This window comes from Acidovorax sp. KNOB132 (genome assembly GCF_057541515.1).
Genome location: NZ_BAAJYT010000085.1, coordinates 1 through 14,896, shown reverse-complemented (window position 1 = coordinate 14,896; position 14,896 = coordinate 1). Strand labels below are relative to the sequence as shown.

The 14,896-nt window shown below is 65.9% G+C and carries 13 protein-coding genes; 6 read left to right on the top strand and 7 right to left on the bottom strand.

What is annotated here, in order from left to right; all coding sequences use genetic code 11:
• The coding region (locus AC27IO_RS13015) for a diguanylate cyclase domain-containing protein (RefSeq protein WP_487089721.1) at positions 1-500 on the top strand (500 nt) is incomplete at its 5' end.
• A gap of 85 nt (positions 501-585) precedes the next feature.
• Positions 586-2,070: an FAD-binding oxidoreductase gene (locus AC27IO_RS13010; protein WP_498739158.1), complete on the top strand. Its 1,485-nt coding sequence runs from the start codon at positions 586-588 to the stop codon at positions 2,068-2,070.
• Positions 2,071-2,142: 72 nt separating this feature from the next.
• On the opposite strand, the gene AC27IO_RS13005 is transcribed toward AC27IO_RS13010, so the two are convergent.
• Positions 2,143-3,483: a diguanylate cyclase domain-containing protein gene (locus tag AC27IO_RS13005; protein ID WP_498739157.1), complete on the bottom strand. Its 1,341-nt coding sequence runs from the start codon at positions 3,481-3,483 to the stop codon at positions 2,143-2,145.
• 186 nt (positions 3,484-3,669) lie between these two features.
• The gene (locus AC27IO_RS13000) at positions 3,670-4,494 is read right to left on the bottom strand and encodes an undecaprenyl-diphosphate phosphatase (protein ID WP_272564344.1); all 825 of its coding nucleotides are present in this window, start codon (positions 4,492-4,494) and stop codon (positions 3,670-3,672) included.
• 204 nt (positions 4,495-4,698) lie between these two features.
• Between AC27IO_RS13000 and AC27IO_RS12995 the strand changes: the two genes are divergently transcribed.
• Both AC27IO_RS12995 and AC27IO_RS12990 read left to right on the top strand, forming a co-directional pair.
• A complete protein-coding gene (locus tag AC27IO_RS12995) occupies positions 4,699-5,130 on the top strand; it encodes a VOC family protein (RefSeq protein ID WP_284428934.1) in 432 nt (143 codons plus the stop codon).
• 38 nt (positions 5,131-5,168) lie between these two features.
• The gene (locus tag AC27IO_RS12990; protein WP_284428935.1) at positions 5,169-5,327 is read left to right on the top strand and encodes a hypothetical protein; all 159 of its coding nucleotides are present in this window, start codon (positions 5,169-5,171) and stop codon (positions 5,325-5,327) included.
• A 209-nt stretch (positions 5,328-5,536) separates the two neighbouring features.
• Here the strand turns inward: AC27IO_RS12990 and AC27IO_RS12985 are convergent, their stop codons facing one another.
• Together AC27IO_RS12985 and AC27IO_RS12980 are read right to left on the bottom strand one after the other, a co-directional pair.
• Positions 5,537-6,475, bottom strand: coding sequence for a LysR family transcriptional regulator (locus AC27IO_RS12985; protein WP_284428936.1), 939 nt, complete (start codon positions 6,473-6,475; stop codon positions 5,537-5,539).
• 86 nt (positions 6,476-6,561) lie between these two features.
• Positions 6,562-7,824 carry a GGDEF domain-containing protein gene (locus AC27IO_RS12980; RefSeq protein WP_284428937.1) on the bottom strand — a complete coding sequence of 421 codons (1,263 nt, stop codon included), beginning with the start codon at positions 7,822-7,824 and terminating at the stop codon, positions 6,562-6,564.
• 453 nt (positions 7,825-8,277) lie between these two features.
• On the opposite strand from AC27IO_RS12980, the gene AC27IO_RS12975 reads away from it, so the two are divergent.
• Positions 8,278-8,532 (top strand): ParD-like family protein, encoded by a 255-nt coding sequence (locus AC27IO_RS12975; protein ID WP_272564350.1) that lies wholly within the window; start codon positions 8,278-8,280, stop codon positions 8,530-8,532.
• Positions 8,532-9,344 carry a type I methionyl aminopeptidase gene (gene map / locus AC27IO_RS12970; RefSeq protein WP_498739156.1) on the top strand — a complete coding sequence of 271 codons (813 nt, stop codon included), beginning with the start codon at positions 8,532-8,534 and terminating at the stop codon, positions 9,342-9,344. The genes AC27IO_RS12975 and map overlap by 1 nt, the downstream gene beginning before the upstream one ends.
• Positions 9,345-9,363: 19 nt before the next feature.
• Here map and AC27IO_RS12965 read toward each other — a convergent pair whose 3' ends face one another.
• From AC27IO_RS12965 to AC27IO_RS12955, 3 genes are all read right to left on the bottom strand, one after another.
• A complete protein-coding gene (locus tag AC27IO_RS12965; RefSeq protein WP_317351982.1) occupies positions 9,364-10,365 on the bottom strand; it encodes a hydrogen peroxide-inducible genes activator in 1,002 nt (333 codons plus the stop codon).
• Between the two features lie 202 nt (positions 10,366-10,567).
• Entirely contained in the window at positions 10,568-12,010 is a 1,443-nt protein-coding gene (locus AC27IO_RS12960; RefSeq protein ID WP_498739155.1) for an efflux transporter outer membrane subunit, read from the bottom strand.
• The coding region (locus tag AC27IO_RS12955; protein WP_498739154.1) for an efflux RND transporter permease subunit at positions 12,007-14,896 on the bottom strand (2,890 nt) is incomplete at its 5' end. The genes AC27IO_RS12955 and AC27IO_RS12960, both read right to left, overlap by 4 nt.

Here is a 14,896-nt window from a genome sequence, read left to right as displayed (position 1 = left end):
CGCTCACCGGCCTGGCGAACCGGCGCGGGCTCGACCTGGCGCTGGCGGCCGCCATGGCCCGGTGCACGCCCGAGCATCTGGCGGCCGTGTACATGCTCGATCTGGACGGCTTCAAGCCGGTGAACGACAGCCACGGACACGACGTGGGCGACCAACTGCTGGTGGCGGTGACGGCGCGCCTGCACGAACACCTGCGCCACACCGACACCGTCGCCCGCATCGGCGGCGACGAGTTCGTGGTGATGGCCAATGACCTTGCCAGCCCCGAGCAGGCGCATGCGCTCGGCAACCAGTTGCTGGATGCATTTCGCACCCCCATCGTGCTGGGCGATCTCGAACTGTACGTGGGCCTGACCATCGGGTATGCCCTGGCGCCACTGGACTCCACCGAGCCGGCCCTGCTGATCAAGCTGGCCGATGCCGCCATGTACACCGGCAAGCAAAGCGGCAAGTTCTGCGTGCGGCGCAACACCGGGGACCTGGCGCTGTCGTCCGCCTAGTGCCGCCCCGGCCGACCCTCACCGCCCCTCCACCTCGAGCACCCTTTTTCCGTCCATCGTCCAACCACCCAAGGAGCTTCACCCCATGGCCCATCGCAAGAGTCCCGCCCGCATTGCCAAGGACGCCCGCGTCGCCCACCTGAACGCACTGGCCGCCAGCCGGCCCGCAGACGATCCCACCCCCTGGCAGGCGCTGGCCGCGCTGGAAGACGGACTGCTCGGGCGCATCATCGTGCCCGGCGACCCAAGATATGAAAACGACCGCCAGGAGTCCAACCCGGCCTTCCAGTCCTACCCGTGGGTCATCGTGTATTGCGCTTGCGAGACCGACGTGGCGCTGTGCCTGGCCTACGCCCGCACCTTCAACGCCTGGGTAGCCGTGCGCTCGGGCGGCCACAGCACTGCCGGCTATTCGGTCAACAGCGGCATGGTGATCGACCTCAGCCTGCTGAGCGGCGTGGTGCTGGATCGCGCCCAGGCGCTCGTGCATGTGCTGCCGGGCACCCAATTCGAACAGTTCAATGCCGCGATGAACCACACCGGCTGGCACGTTCCCACCGGCGCCTGCGGCAACGTGTGCGTGGGGGGCTTCGTGCAGGGGGGCGGCTACGGCTACACCTCGCGCGCCTTCGGCATCCAGAGCGACCTGGTGGATTCGATGCGCGTGATGCTGGCCGACGGCACCACCGTGACGGCCAGCAAAACGGAGAACCCGAACCTCTTTTGGGCGCTGCGCGGCGGCACGGGGGGCAACTTCGGCGTGGTGCTGCAGGTGACCTACCGCATGGTGCCGCTCGACCAGGTGTGGGCATGGTCCATCAGCTGGGATGCGGCGCACGCCGCGCAGGTGCTGGAACTCTTCCAGACCAGCTACATGAAGGTGGGCGCGCCCGACACGCTCGGCTACATGATGAATCTGGGCTACCTGAACGGCAAGCCCGTGTACATGGTGCAGGGCATGTTCTGCGGTTCGCGCGAGGATGGCATGCACGCCATCGCCTCCCTGCTGGCCGTGCCGAGCGCGAAGCTGCTGGTGGACAAGACGGGCACCTACCCGGACATGAACGGCTACCTGGAGAACGAGCCCTACGAGTTGCCCGACAACCTGCCCGCGCACATCTGCGAATCCAAGGCCAGCGCGTACATCGCGCAGCCGGTCACCCAGGCCCAGTGGCAGCAGCTGGTGGACTACTTCAGCACCTCGCCCAACACCTGGTCGCTCGCCTACCTGGAGCCCTATGGCGGCGCCATCAACCGCTACCCCGCGGCCGACAGCGCCTTCATCCACCGACACATGGACTGCGACCTGGTGGTGGACGTGTTCTGGCGCGACGAAGAAGAGCGCGCCCACATGGAGCTGTGGCTGGCAGGCCTGATGGAGCTGGTCAAGCCGTGGCTGTGCGGTGCCGTGTACCAGAACTACCCCGATGCCACACTGGAGAACTTCGCCGACGCCTACTGGGATGCCCCCACGTACGCCAAGCTGCAGCAGGTCAAGCTGCAGTACGACCCGACGAACTTTTTCCACTACGCGCAGAGCATCGCGCTGCCGCCGCCTCCGAAAGACTGATCCGGAGCGTGCAAGCCGCACATGCCATTCGCCGCGAGGACGGGCGGCATGCCGGCCAGGCCGCCCGCCTGGTCAAGGCCGCTCGGCAGGCGGCTCGGCGTAGCGCACGCAGCCAGAGCCCGCGCGCTTGGCGGCATACATGGCCTGGTCCGCCCGGCCCATGAGCACCTCGATATCGCCCTCGATGGGCGGATACGTCGCCACGCCGATGCTGGCGCCCACGCGCACGTCGCGCCCCTCCACCCGCATCGGCTGGCCCAGGGCATCGATGATGCGGTGGCCCAGGCTGCGGGGGGCGCCATGGTCCACGTCGGTGTCCAGCATCACCAGGAACTCGTCGCCCCCGAGGCGTGCCACGGTGTCCTGAGCGCGCACCACGTTGCCCAGGCGCTTGGCCACGAGCCGCAGCACCTCGTCGCCCACCTTGTGGCCCTGCTCGTCGTTGATCTTCTTGAAGCCATCCAGGTCGATGAAAAGCAGCGCCACCGTGCCGGCCTGGTGGCGCGCGACCTCCAGAGACCGCTCGCAGCGGCGGTGGAAAGCCGAGCGGTTGTACAGGCCGGTGAGCGAATCGTGATTGGCCAGATACTGCTGCTGGCGCGAAATCTCGATCTTGGAAGAAACGTCCTGCACCAGCGACATGATCGAGGTCACCCGCCCTTCGGCATCGGTGAGCGCGGAGTTGAACCACTCGCAGTGCATCTCGGTGCCGTCGCCGCGCAGAAAGCAGGTTTCCACGCGGTTCTGGGATTCGCGGCCCGATTGCAGGCTGGCCAGGGCCTGCGTGAGGTTCTCGTCCATGGCCGCCGTGCCCGGCAATGCCAGCAGCGACCGCGCCTCGATCTGCACCACGTCTTCCCAGCCCATCAGCTGGATGGCACGGCGCGAGCAGTGCAGCAGCCGCAATTCGTGGTCCATCTCCAGCACGGCCAGAGGGCTGTTGTCCATGTGCGAAGACAGCCGCTGGTTGGCCGCGCGCAAGGCATTCATGGTCACCTGCAGCTCATGCACATCCAGGGCCGTGGTGACGAAGCCGTCGATCTCGCCCTGGGCGTTGCGCCAGGGCGCAAGGCAGATGGTGCGCCACTCCTCGAAGCCTTCGGGGTTGTGCACCAGGCGCTGGTAGTTCAGGCGCTCGCCGCGCAACACCCGCTCCACGAACGGCATGAAGCGCGAATGGTTGTAATCGCCGTACAGCTCCAGCAGCGTCTTGCCCACCAGCTCCGAGGCGGGCGCGCCGAACCAGCGGGCGTATTCGTCGTTCACGTACACCACGCGCTGCTGCCGGTTCACCGCCGCCACGGTGGCGCCCACGCTGCGTGTGAGCAGCCCCAGCATCTCTTCGGCTGAAAACTCGGCAGCCGCCCTCGACGCGGGCAGCGTGCGAAATCCCGGCAGCTCGTTTGGCGTCATACGGCGGGAACCTTTGACTGTTGTCGTTGGCGGCGTGGGCAACCGGGGCTAAAAGGGGCGCTGCGGCAGCCTGCCGCTGCCATTCCCCGGCATTCCGGCTTGCGCGGGGCAGCTTATCACTTTCTGTTACCAATGCCTCAGCGGATGGGCTGGCGGGCCGCCACTGGCACGAGTGGCCGGCACCCGTCAATCCGCCCAGGTCACCCACCCGGTCCAGGCGGTCACCAGCACCACGATGCCGAAGCCGATGCGGTAGTACGCGAACGGCACGAAGCTGTGCGTGCTGATGTAGCGCAGCAGCCAGCGCACGCAGAGCCAGGCGCTGATGAACGAGAACACCAGCCCGACCGCGAACAATGGCACGTCGCCCACCGTCAGCAGGTGCCGCTCCTTGTACAGGCTGTAGACCCCCGCACCGATCAGCGTCGGGATGGCCAGGAAGAACGAGAAGTCGGTGGCCGCCTTGCGAGACAGCCCCAGCAGCATGCCGCCGATGATCGTGGCGCCGCTGCGGCTCGTGCCAGGCACCATGGCCAGGCACTGCGCCAGCCCCACCTTGAGGGCATCGAGCGGCGTCATGTCGTCCACCTCGTGCACGCGCACCGCGCGGGGCGAACGGCGCTCGGCCCACAGGATGACAAAGCCGCCCAGGATGAACGTACTGGCCACCACCACGGGCGTGAACAGGTGCTCCTTGATGAGCTTGCCAAAGATCAGCGCCAGCACCACGGCGGGCAGGAATCCGATGATCACGTTGAGTGCGAAGCGCCGCGCCTGCCGCTGCGTGGGCAGCGCCACCACGGTGGCCCGGATCTTCTGCCAGTAAACCAGAATCACCGCGAAGATCGCACCGGTCTGGATGGCGATATCGAAGACCTTGGCCTTCGCATCGTCGAACCCGAGCAATGAACCCGCCAGGATCAGATGCCCGGTGGAAGAGATGGGAAGAAACTCTGTCAGGCCCTCGACCACCCCCATGATGGCGGCCTTGACCAACAATACGACATCCACTGGCGCTCCTTGAAATGACAGGCGGGATTATCGGCGCGCGGCAAGAGCGGCGGAAGATCCCGGAGCGCCATGGCACGGCGGCCTTCTCGCCTCGGCTCAAGCATCAATTCCATTGGTGCTCAGCAAGAAGATATATCGTTTTCGGTTATGCCTTTTGTTTTCTAAAGTCTGGGTCATGTCGAACTTCCACACCACGGCGACGCCATGACAGACACCCCTGCACGCATTCCTTTCCATCTTGCTTTTCCCGTCCGCGACATCGCGGAAGCCCGCGCTTTCTACGGGCAGCTGCTGGGCTGTCCTGAAGGGCGAAGCGCTCCGGAGTGGGTCGATTTCGATTTCTACGGCCATCAGATCGTCGCCCACCTGGCACCCGAGGAATGCGGCCACAGGGCGAGCAGTGCCGTCGACGGGCACGACGTCCCCGTTCGGCATTTCGGCGCCATCCTGCCCATGGACACATGGCAGGCGCTGGCAGACAAGCTGGCTGCGGTGCATACGAAATTCGTCATCGAACCGTACATCCGGTTCAAAGGCGAACCTGGCGAGCAGGCAACCATGTTCTTCCTGGACCCCTCGGGCAATGCCATCGAGATGAAGGCTTTCGCGGACCTGGGTTCGCTCTTCGCCAAGTGAGAACGCGCGATGAACCTTCCCTCACCACCCGCGCTGGCGTGACCGCGGTGCGCACGGCGCTTGCGGCTTCGGCCTCTGCACAAACCGATACCTTGAAAAAGATCAGGGAGTCGGCGACGGTCACGGTGGGCATTCGCGATGTATCCGGCGCCATGCCGTTCACGAAGGGGCTGTGCAACCCGACCGGCTTCAGGTGAGATAGCGACCGGTGACGCCACGGACCCGCATTGCGCTCTTTCGAAACGGCACGGTGGCCAACCCGTTGGACTTTGCGCAAAAGAAGGGGCAGGCCCCGGAGATCGCGGCCCGGACGGACGGTCTGGTCATCACATCCGCCACGGCCGTGATCCGGGTCGACAGGGAAAAGGCTGCCATCGGAGCCGACCACGCCACCGCGGTATCCCTGCTATGGCGCTTTGGGACGGCGGAAGGCCAGCATTTGCGCCTTGGCCCCGGCGGGAGCCTTCACGCGGCCGATCTGCGAAGCCTCTGCCAGGCTGCGCGAGAAGTGGGCGACGAACGGCGAACGGCTCTGGGCCCGACGCTGGAGCAACCCGATTTCACGATGGAAGGTGTGTTCCTGCAGCGAGATCACACGCACGCCATCGGGCAACGGCAGGTGGGCTTCCACCAACGGAACCAATGCAACGCCCACCCCTTTCGATGCGAGATGAATGAGTCCGGGAATCTCATCCAGTTCGACGGCCTCATTGACCGCCAGGCCCTGGCGCCGCAGGAAACCTTCGACCATTCGGCCACCGAACGAGACCCGGTCGTAGCGAAGAAATGGCCGAGCCTGGATCAAGGTACGCCAATCCTTGCGCGCCGTCTCCTCCTTGGGAACGATCAGCACGAAGGGCTCGTGGACGAGCGATTGCCACGCCAGATCGGAGGGCATGCCGAAAGGAGGGCGGATCATCACCGCGGCATCGATTTTTCCCGCGTCGAGATCGTCCATCAACCGCATGGAGACACCGGGAGATACATGCACGCGGACCTGCGGAAACAGGCGCCTCAGTCCCTCCAGCGCACGGGCCACAAGCGTCGGCTGCGCCGAGGCAATGGAGCCGATGCGCAGAACACCTTGCGTGGCGCTTTCATCGGGGGGATCACCGAGCCTTGAAAAGAGCGCGCAGATGACCTCCGCACGCTCGACAGTCGTCTGTCCGGCCGCATTCAGCGTTGCAGAGCGGCCGGTCCTGTCGAACAGGGGAAATCCCAACGCGTCCTCCAGCCGCTTGATCTGGCTGCTGACGGCCGACTGGGTCAGTCCGATCTGCTCCCCCGCTGACGCGAAGGTTCCGTATCTGCAAACCGCGATGAGGGTCTTGAGCTCGGGGATCATCTCCGAAGCATCCCAGAAATCGATGGAAAACCCAAAAAACCGCTGATTTTCTGGTGGCTCAGTCAGAGCGCCGCAGGAGAGCCCGCCTAGAAGTAGCCGTGCGACGGCACCTGCACCTCTTCATCATTGGCAGCACTGCCGGCCCCCACGGGCTCCTGCACCACGACCTGGTTTCGCCCGCCTTGCTTGGCCATGTACATCGCGGCATCGGCACGGGCGAAGAACTCGAGGGCAGTCTCACCCAGCACGTATTGGGTGACACCGATCGACACCGTCACCCGGCCCCGCAGGCGGGGGTTTTCCCAAGCGTGCGACTCCACCTGCACGCGGATGCGCTCGCAGGTGTTCAGCGCAGGCAGCAAGGGCGTCGCGGGAAAGATCACCAGGAATTCTTCGCCGCCGTATCGACCGAAGAAATCGTCAGCCCGCACGGCGCCCTGCCCCAGCTTGGCAAAGGTGCGAAGCACTTCGTCGCCCTCCAGGTGGCCCATTTCGTCGTTGATCCGCTTGAAGTGATCCAGATCCACCACGGCCAGGCAAAGCGGAATGCCGCTTTCGTCCGCCAACTGCTTTTGCTCTTCGAGGGCGGCCAGGACGGACCGCCGATTCAGGCATCCCGCCAGGGCATCACGGCGCGCGCTTTCGGTAATGGAGCGCACTTCGCTGCTTTTCTTTTGCAGCAACCGGTGCAACATGCGCACACGCCCCATCAACAGCACATAGGCGGGTAATGCCAGTGCCAGCGACACGATGTGCAGTACTTCCAGGCGCAGCAATGCGGCATTCTCGTCCTGGGCATAGTGCAAACCGCTGATCGCTCCGTAGACCGCAAGGATACCGACGCACACCGCCAGTGCCATGTTGCGCGACAGGGTGAACAGGCCATAGGCCATGACCACGAACAAAAACGGCGCCAGAGCGATCTGCGTGACGGGCTCCAGATAAAAAACCAGAAGCAATGCGCCCGCCGAGCCGATCACGATGGGCAACCGCATTTGGCGGTCGGCGAAATGCTCGTGGACACCCAAATAGAAAAGGCCCATGAAAGCGACCACCAGCAATGCGATGAGGGCCGCGACCACCAGCACCGTGGAAAGACCCACCACGCCCAAGGCAAAGTAAACCAGCACGCAAGCCAGATACAGCAAGCACAGCAGGACCGGCACCATCCGCGTGCGGGGGCGGTCCATGCGCCGCCGCAGCATCAAGGCCACCCCTAGCTCCGACTGGGGTGAATGCGTGGAGGGCTCGAGTTCGTGCAACTCTTCGCTCATTGGAAACGCATCCGTATTTTCAAAGCGCATGCGCCGGCGGGCACGTAACGTGTCCCATAAATCCCTAAAACCCATGGAAGTGTTTCCTTACGATCGAACCGATGCTCGCGCCTTGACCAGTGATAAGCAAAATTTCATTGCCAATATTACATATTGGTTCATTCAGGACAATAGTCGAAGCGCAATAGATAGGCTTTCTCGACATCCCATTCAGGAAATCGAGACAGTGGGCGGTTTAAAACGGACCTTGCCTACAAGCCTTTACTCAATAAAACAGTAAGACAGCAGCCCGTCGCACGGCAACGCGCGCCCCGGCGCGGGCTCCGAGCGTAACCGGGTCGCGCGCTCTCGTTTCAACGAATGCGAACCGAGTTGCGCGGTAAACACCCGTTGGCGATTGGAAAGAGCGGCAGCTTAAAGGTCAAAGGAGGTTGCTTGGTCTCCCAGTCACGGATCCAACCCGTGAGAAGCCATCAAAAACCATATGAAACACGTATACTTCACATACGTTTCGTATAGAGGTGACTGATGGGAATCGTCAAAATTTCGGATCTGATGCACGAAAACCTGCGCGTGGCAGGCAACGCACTCAGCCGATCGATCAATGCGCAGGCCGAGCACTGGATGCGCGTCGGCATGCTCACCGAGCTGTATCCGGAGTTGAACCACCGGGAAATCTGCCAACTGCTGATCCGCGCCGAGCTCGCCGGGGGACTGGACATCTCGGTGGCTGCAACGGCCTCCTCGGGCAAGCCCGCCCCCTCCTCGCCCGGGCAACACTGATGGCCAGCGACATTCGCATCAAGTCGGCCGAGCAGATCGCGATGGCCCGGCAGGCGGGGCAACTGGCCGCGGAGGTCCTCAGCATGGTGGCACCCCACGTCGTGCCCGGCGTGAGCACCGAGGCGCTCGACCGCATCTGCCATGACCACATCGTGAATGTCCAGGGCGCCATTCCAGCCAACGTGGGCTACCAGGGGTACCCCAAGACCATCCTGACCTCCGTCAACCAGGTGGTTTGCCATGGCATCCCTTCGCCCGACAAGATCCTGAAGCAGGGCGACATCGTCAACATCGATGTCGCCGTCATCAAGGATGGATGGTTCGGCGACACCAGCCGCATGTACTTCGTCGGCGCCCCCAGTACCTTGGCCCGGCGCCTGGTGGAGACGACCTATGAAGCCCTGCGGGCGGGCATCCAGCAGGTCCGACCCGGAGGGACGCTGGGCGACATTGGCCATGCCATCCAGTCCGTGGCTCACCGGGAGCACTTCAGCGTGGTGCGCGAGTACTGCGGACACGGCATCGGTCAGGTCTATCACGAAGATATGCAAGTGCTGCACTACGGCCGCCGCGGAGAGGGGCTGCGGCTGGAACCGGGCATGGTGTTCACCATCGAGCCGATGCTCAACGCGGGCAGACGCGAGACCCGGCAACTATCCGATGGGTGGACCGTGGTGACGAAGGACCGATCCCTCTCCGCCCAGTGGGAACACATGGTGGCGGTCACGCCCGAGGGGTACGAGGTGCTCACCGCTTGGCCCGAAGGGACGGGCACCTACCCGCCCCTGACCGCCGGCAAGCCAGGTCCCTGATCCCAGCCCAGCGGCCCCTCTACCTCAGAATGGGCGTGACGCCGGGAAGCTCGCACGCATAGATCGCATTGCGCAGGGCGGCAATGACCTCGTAGCGGGGAAAGCTCCTGCGCCAGGCCAGCACGATCCGACGCACGGGTGGCGGCTGGCCGGATTCCTGCTGGATGGGCAGGTAGCGGATCTGGTTGTCGTCGTTGCGGCGGCGCTTTTCGGCGGGATGCTCATCGTCCTTGCGCCGCTTGTAGCCCGAGTGCATCTGGTCCTGCGGCACCGACAGGCGCGGCACGAGGGTAATGCCCATGCCGCGCGAGACCATGTGCTTGATGGTTTCCAGCGAGTAGCCTTCGAAGGTGTGGCTCACCCCTTCCGCATCGCCCAGGGCCGGCGCTGCCTCCGGGCTCAGTGCTTCCAGGTGTTCCCGCAGACTCTCGTCCGCCTCCAGCAGCAGCAGCGTCTCGCCCTGCAGTTCGGTCGTGGAGACGCTTTCACGCCGCGCCAGGATGTGCGAGGCAGGCACCGCCGCGATCAGGGGTTCATCGTACAGGGCCGCCTTGGCCAGCCCGGTGGAGCGAAAGGGCTCGGCCATGATGGCGCAATCGATCTCCCCGGTGCCCAGCATTTCGATCAGCCGCTCCGTGAAGCTGCCCTTGAGAATGAGCTCCATCTGCGGCGTGCGGGCCTTGGAGTGGTGCACCAGCTCGGGCAGCAGATACGGACCGACGGTATAGGACACGCCGATCTTGACCGTGCCGGCCAGCGGGTCCTTGCCGCGCTGGGCGATTTTCTGGATGGCGGCCGCATGCTCGAGGATCCGCCGGGCCTCGTAGACGATCTCCTCACCCACCGGCGTGACCGACACCTGTCCCGCCGTGCGCTCGAACAGCTTGAGTTCCAGTTCCTCTTCCAGCTTCTTGATGGCCATCGACAGCGAGGGCTGGGAGACATTGCAAAGGTGGGCTGCGCGGCTGAAACGCTTTTCCTGCGCAAGGGCGACGATGTACTTGAGTTCGGTGAGCGTCATTGTCTGGGGCGAAAAGGGACGGCAGCTGGGGTGAATCGGTTTAACACCAATCCATGAAGCAAGTATTACGCTGATTTCATTGCGCCGACTGAATACGCCGATGCGGGCATCGCGTCATTGCCTGCGCCAGGACCGGAGGTGCACCGGGGGCACGGTAGCACCCTCCTGGCCACCGCTGGTTTCCAACCGCTTCACCAGACGCTCACTGCGCCCCTGCCTCGCCTTCCCACCGCGCCTGCCATCCCCCACCCAGCGCCTGCACCAGCGTGGCGGCCGCCAGCTGTCGGTTCACCTGCAGCTGCAGCAGCGCGCGCCGTGCCGACAGCGCGGTGACCTGGGCCGTCACCACCTCGGTGTAGCTCACCTGGCCCTCGCGGTAGCGGTTCAGCAGTTGCTGCTCGGTGAGGTTGGCGGCCGACACGGCTTCCTGGCGCAAAGGCTCCTGCGCCTGCAGCGTGCGCAGCACGGTGAGCTGGTCCTCCACGTCTTGGAAGGCGGTCAGCACCGTCTGGCGGTAGGTGGCCGCGCGGGCGTCGCGGGCGGCCTCGGCCCCTTCCACCCGGGCGGCGATGGCGCCGCCGTCGAACACCGTCTGCGCCACCGACAGCCCCAGCGACCACAGCGCGCCGGAGGCGCTGAACAGATCGCCCACGCTGGTGCCACTGCGGCCCAGCGAGGCCGTGAGGCTCAGGCTGGGGTAATAGGCCGAGCGCTGCACGCCGATCTGCGCATTGGCCGCGGCCACCGCACGTTCGGCCGCGGCAATGTCGGGGCGGCGCTGCAGCAGGGTCGACGGAATGCCTGCGGGCACCTCGGGGGCCCGCATGTTCCAGGGCGCGGGTGGCAGCGTGAACGAGGCCGGTGCCACGCCCGTCAGCACGGCGATGGCGTGTTCGTAGCGGGCGCGGTTTTGCTGCATGGTGGCGAGATCCGCGCGCGCGTTGGCCAGCTGGGTGCGGGCCTGCAGCACGTCGGAGTTGGCCACCACGCCAGCGGCGTAGCGGTTCTGGGCGATCTGCAGGCTGCGTTCGTAGCCCTGCACGGTGGCCTGCAGCAGGTCGATTTCGGCATCTGCTTCGCGCAGCTGGAAATAGGCCGACACCAGCGAGCCCACGGCGGACAGCCGGGCGGAAGCCAGATCGGCTTCGCTGGCCTGGGCATTGGCGCTGGCGTTGTCCACTGCACCGCCCAGGCGCCCCCACAGATCGGGTGCCCAGTCCGCACCCAGTGCCGCCTGGGTGGTGGTACCGCGGCGGGTGGAGCCCTCGCCGCCCGCGCGCGAGCCGCTGCCCGACAGGCTGACCGAGGGCAACAGGCCGGCGCGCTGCTCGCGCACCAGCGCCTGCGCCTGGGCGTAGGCCGCCACGGCGGCCGCGATGTTCTGGTTGGACAGTTGCACCTGCGAGGCGAGGCGGTTCAGGTCGTCGTCCTGGAACAGCGTCCACCAGTCGCCGCGGTCGATCGCATCGGCGGGCGCGGCGGGCTGCCACACCGCCCCCGCTTCCTTGAAGGCGGTGGGCAGGGGCAGTTCGGGGCGCTGGTACACGGGCGCCACGGAGCATGCGGCCAGGGGCAGCAGCGCGCCCAGGCAGGCCACTCGCACGGCGCGGGGTGCCCAGGCAAGGGAAGGAAAAGCGGATGTCATGGTTGTTGCAGTGGAGACGCAGCGGCACCCGCAGGCGGGGCCGCGCGGCTCAGTTGGTGTTCGTTGGCGGAGCGGCGGCGCAGCTTGTCCAGCAGCACGTAGACCACCGGGGTGGTGAGCAAGGTCAGCAGCTGGCTGGCGATCAGGCCGCCGATGATGGCCACGCCCAGCGGCTGGCGCAACTCGGATCCCTGCCCGAAGCCAATGGCCAGCGGCAAGGCGCCCAGCGCGGCGGCCAGCGTGGTCATCAGGATGGGTCGAAAGCGCAGCATGCAGGCCTCGCGCACCGCCTCGAGCGCCGACAGGCCCCGGGCACGCTCGGCCTCCAGCGCGAAGTCGATGATGAGGATGGCGTTTTTCTTCACGATGCCGATCAGCAAGAACACGCCGATGAGCGCGATGATGGTGAACTGCATGTTGAACAGCAGCAGCGCCAGCACCGCCCCCACGCCGGCCGAGGGCAAGGTGGTCAGCACGGTGATGGGGTGGATCAGGCTTTCGTACAGCACGCCCAGCACAATGTAGATCACCACGATGGCCGCCAGGATCAGGAAGAACTGCTGCGACTGCGATTGCTGGAACCCGAGGGCCGTGCCCTGGAAGCTGCCGCGCACGTTGGTGGGCATGGCGATGTCGGCCTCCGCCTGCTCGATGACCTGCCTCGCCTGGCTCAGCGAGGTGTTCCCGTCCAGGTTGAACGAGATCGTCGTGGCCAGTTCGCCGTCCTGGTGGTTGATGGAGGTGGGCGAGGCCCGCTCCACCACCTTGGCGATGGCGCTCAACGGAACCATGGTCGATGCGGTGTTGCTCAGCACCTGCCCCGTGGAGGCGCCGCGCTGGCCCGGATTGGCGGCCGTGCCGGTGGCCCCGGTCGGGTTGGACGCCACGAAGATGTCGGCCAGCGCCGGCGGGCCCTTGGTGTATTCCGGCGCCCACTCCATGATGACGGAGTACTGGTTCAGCTCGCCGTAGATGGTCGCCACCGAGCGCTGGCCGAAGGCGTTGTAGAGCGCGCTGTCGATGGCCGAGGCGCTCACGCCCAGGCGCGAGGCGCTGGCCCGGTCCACCTCCACATAGGTCTCCACGCCGTTGTCGGCCTGGTCGGTGTCCACGTCGGTCAGCAGCTCTTCCTGCTTCAGGCGCTCGGCCAGGCGCGTGGCCCACAGCCGCATGTCGGCCAGGTTGTCGCTCTTGAGGGTGTACTGGTAGGTCGAATTGCTGGAGCGCCCGCCCATGCGCAGGTCCTGCACCGGGCTCAGGAACACCTGCAGGCCGGTGATCTGCGCCAGCTGCGGCCGCAGGCGCCCGATCACGGCGTTGCTGCTGTCGGCGCGTTCGCCCACGGGCTTCAGGTTCACGAACAGAAAGCCCCCGCCCGCCCGCCCGCCACCGGAAAAGCCCACCACCGTGTCCACCGCCGGATCGTTGCGGATGATGCCCACCGCCTGGCGCAGCTTGCGCGCCAGGGCGTCGGAGGAGATGCTCTGGTCGGCCCGCAAGCCGCCATTGAGCTGGCCGTTGTCCTGCTGCGGAAAGTAGCCCTTGGGAATCTTGGTGAACAGGTACACGTTGAGCCCGATCACCGCCAGCAGCACCAGCATGACCAGCGCCTTGCTCGCCAGCGCCCAGTCCAGGCTGTGGGCGTAGCCGCGCAGCATGCCGTCGTAGCCCCGCTCGGCCCAGCGCGCGAAGCGGCCGGGGGGCTTGGCCTGGGCGGGGTCTTCCGAGCGCAGCAGCCACGCGCACATCATCGGCGTGGTGGTGAGCGAGATCACCAGCGAGATCGCCACCGCCACCGACAGCGTGACCGCGAATTCGCGGAAAAGGCGCCCCACCTGCCCGTCCATGAACAGCAGCGGTATGAACACCGCCACCAGCGACAGGCTGATCGACAGCACCGTGAAGCCCACCTCGCGCGCGCCCAGCAGCGCCGCGGCCATGCGGTCCATGCCGGCCTCGATGTGGCGGCTGGTGTTCTCCAGCACCACGATGGCGTCGTCCACCACGAAGCCGGTGGCCACCGTGAGGGCCATCAGACTCAGGTTGTTCAGGCTGAAGCCCAAAAAATACATGATGCCGAAGGTGCCCAGCAGCGACACCACCGTGGCCACCGCCGGAATGACCGTGGCGCGCGCCTTGCGCAGGAACAGGCCCACCACCAGCACCACCAGCGCGATGGAGACCATGAGCGTGAACTCGATCTCGCGCAGCGACGATCGGATGGAATTGGTGCTGTCCGACGCCACCGACACCTGGATGTCCTGCGGCAGCTGCGCCTGCAGGTCGGGCAGCAGCGCGCGCACGCCGTCCACCGTGTCGATGATGTTGGCGCCCGGCTGGCGCGTGATGAGCACGATGATGGCCGGGTCGCCGTTGAACAGGCCCAGCGTGCGCGTGTTCTCCACGCCATCGACCACGCGCGCGACGTCGCCCAGGCGCACGGCGGCGTTGTTGCGCCAGGCGATCACCAGCGAGGCGTAGTCGGACGCCTTGCGCGAGGGCGAAGGCGTGTAGATCTGCAGGCGCTTGCCATCGCCTTCGATGGCGCCCTTGGGGCGGTTGGCGTTGGAGGCCTGGATGGCTGCGCGCACGTCCTCGGTGCTGATGCCATAGCGGTTGAGCGCGAACGGCAGCAGTTCCACGCGCACCGCGGGCAGCGAGCCGCCGCCGATCTCGACCTCGCCCACGCCCGCCACCTGCGAGATGCGCTGGCTCACCACGTTGGAGACCGCGTCGTAGATCTCGCCCGGTGTGCGCGTCTTGGAGGTCAGCGTGAGGATGATGACGGGCGCATCCGCCGGATTGCGCTTGCGGTAGGTGGGGTTGCTGCGCAGCGTGGCCGGCAGGTCCACGCGCGATGCGTTGATGGCCGCCTGCACCTCGCGC

What these genes read in the sequence shown, in the direction of transcription:
- AC27IO_RS12985 (WP_284428936.1), bottom strand. Translation starts at nt 6,475, where the DNA reads ATGATCCCCGAGCTCAAGACCCTCATCGCGGTTTGCAGATACGGAACC.
- map (WP_498739156.1), top strand. Translation starts at nt 8,532, where the DNA reads ATGGCCAGCGACATTCGCATCAAGTCGGCCGAGCAGATCGCGATGGCC.
- AC27IO_RS12960 (WP_498739155.1), bottom strand. Translation starts at nt 12,010, where the DNA reads ATGACATCCGCTTTTCCTTCCCTTGCCTGGGCACCCCGCGCCGTGCGA.
- AC27IO_RS12975 (WP_272564350.1), top strand. Translation starts at nt 8,278, where the DNA reads ATGGGAATCGTCAAAATTTCGGATCTGATGCACGAAAACCTGCGCGTG.
- AC27IO_RS12980 (WP_284428937.1), bottom strand. Translation starts at nt 7,824, where the DNA reads ATGGGTTTTAGGGATTTATGGGACACGTTACGTGCCCGCCGGCGCATG.
- AC27IO_RS12965 (WP_317351982.1), bottom strand. Translation starts at nt 10,365, where the DNA reads ATGACGCTCACCGAACTCAAGTACATCGTCGCCCTTGCGCAGGAAAAG.
- AC27IO_RS12995 (WP_284428934.1), top strand. Translation starts at nt 4,699, where the DNA reads ATGACAGACACCCCTGCACGCATTCCTTTCCATCTTGCTTTTCCCGTC.
- AC27IO_RS13005 (WP_498739157.1), bottom strand. Translation starts at nt 3,483, where the DNA reads ATGACGCCAAACGAGCTGCCGGGATTTCGCACGCTGCCCGCGTCGAGG.
- AC27IO_RS13010 (WP_498739158.1), top strand. Translation starts at nt 586, where the DNA reads ATGGCCCATCGCAAGAGTCCCGCCCGCATTGCCAAGGACGCCCGCGTC.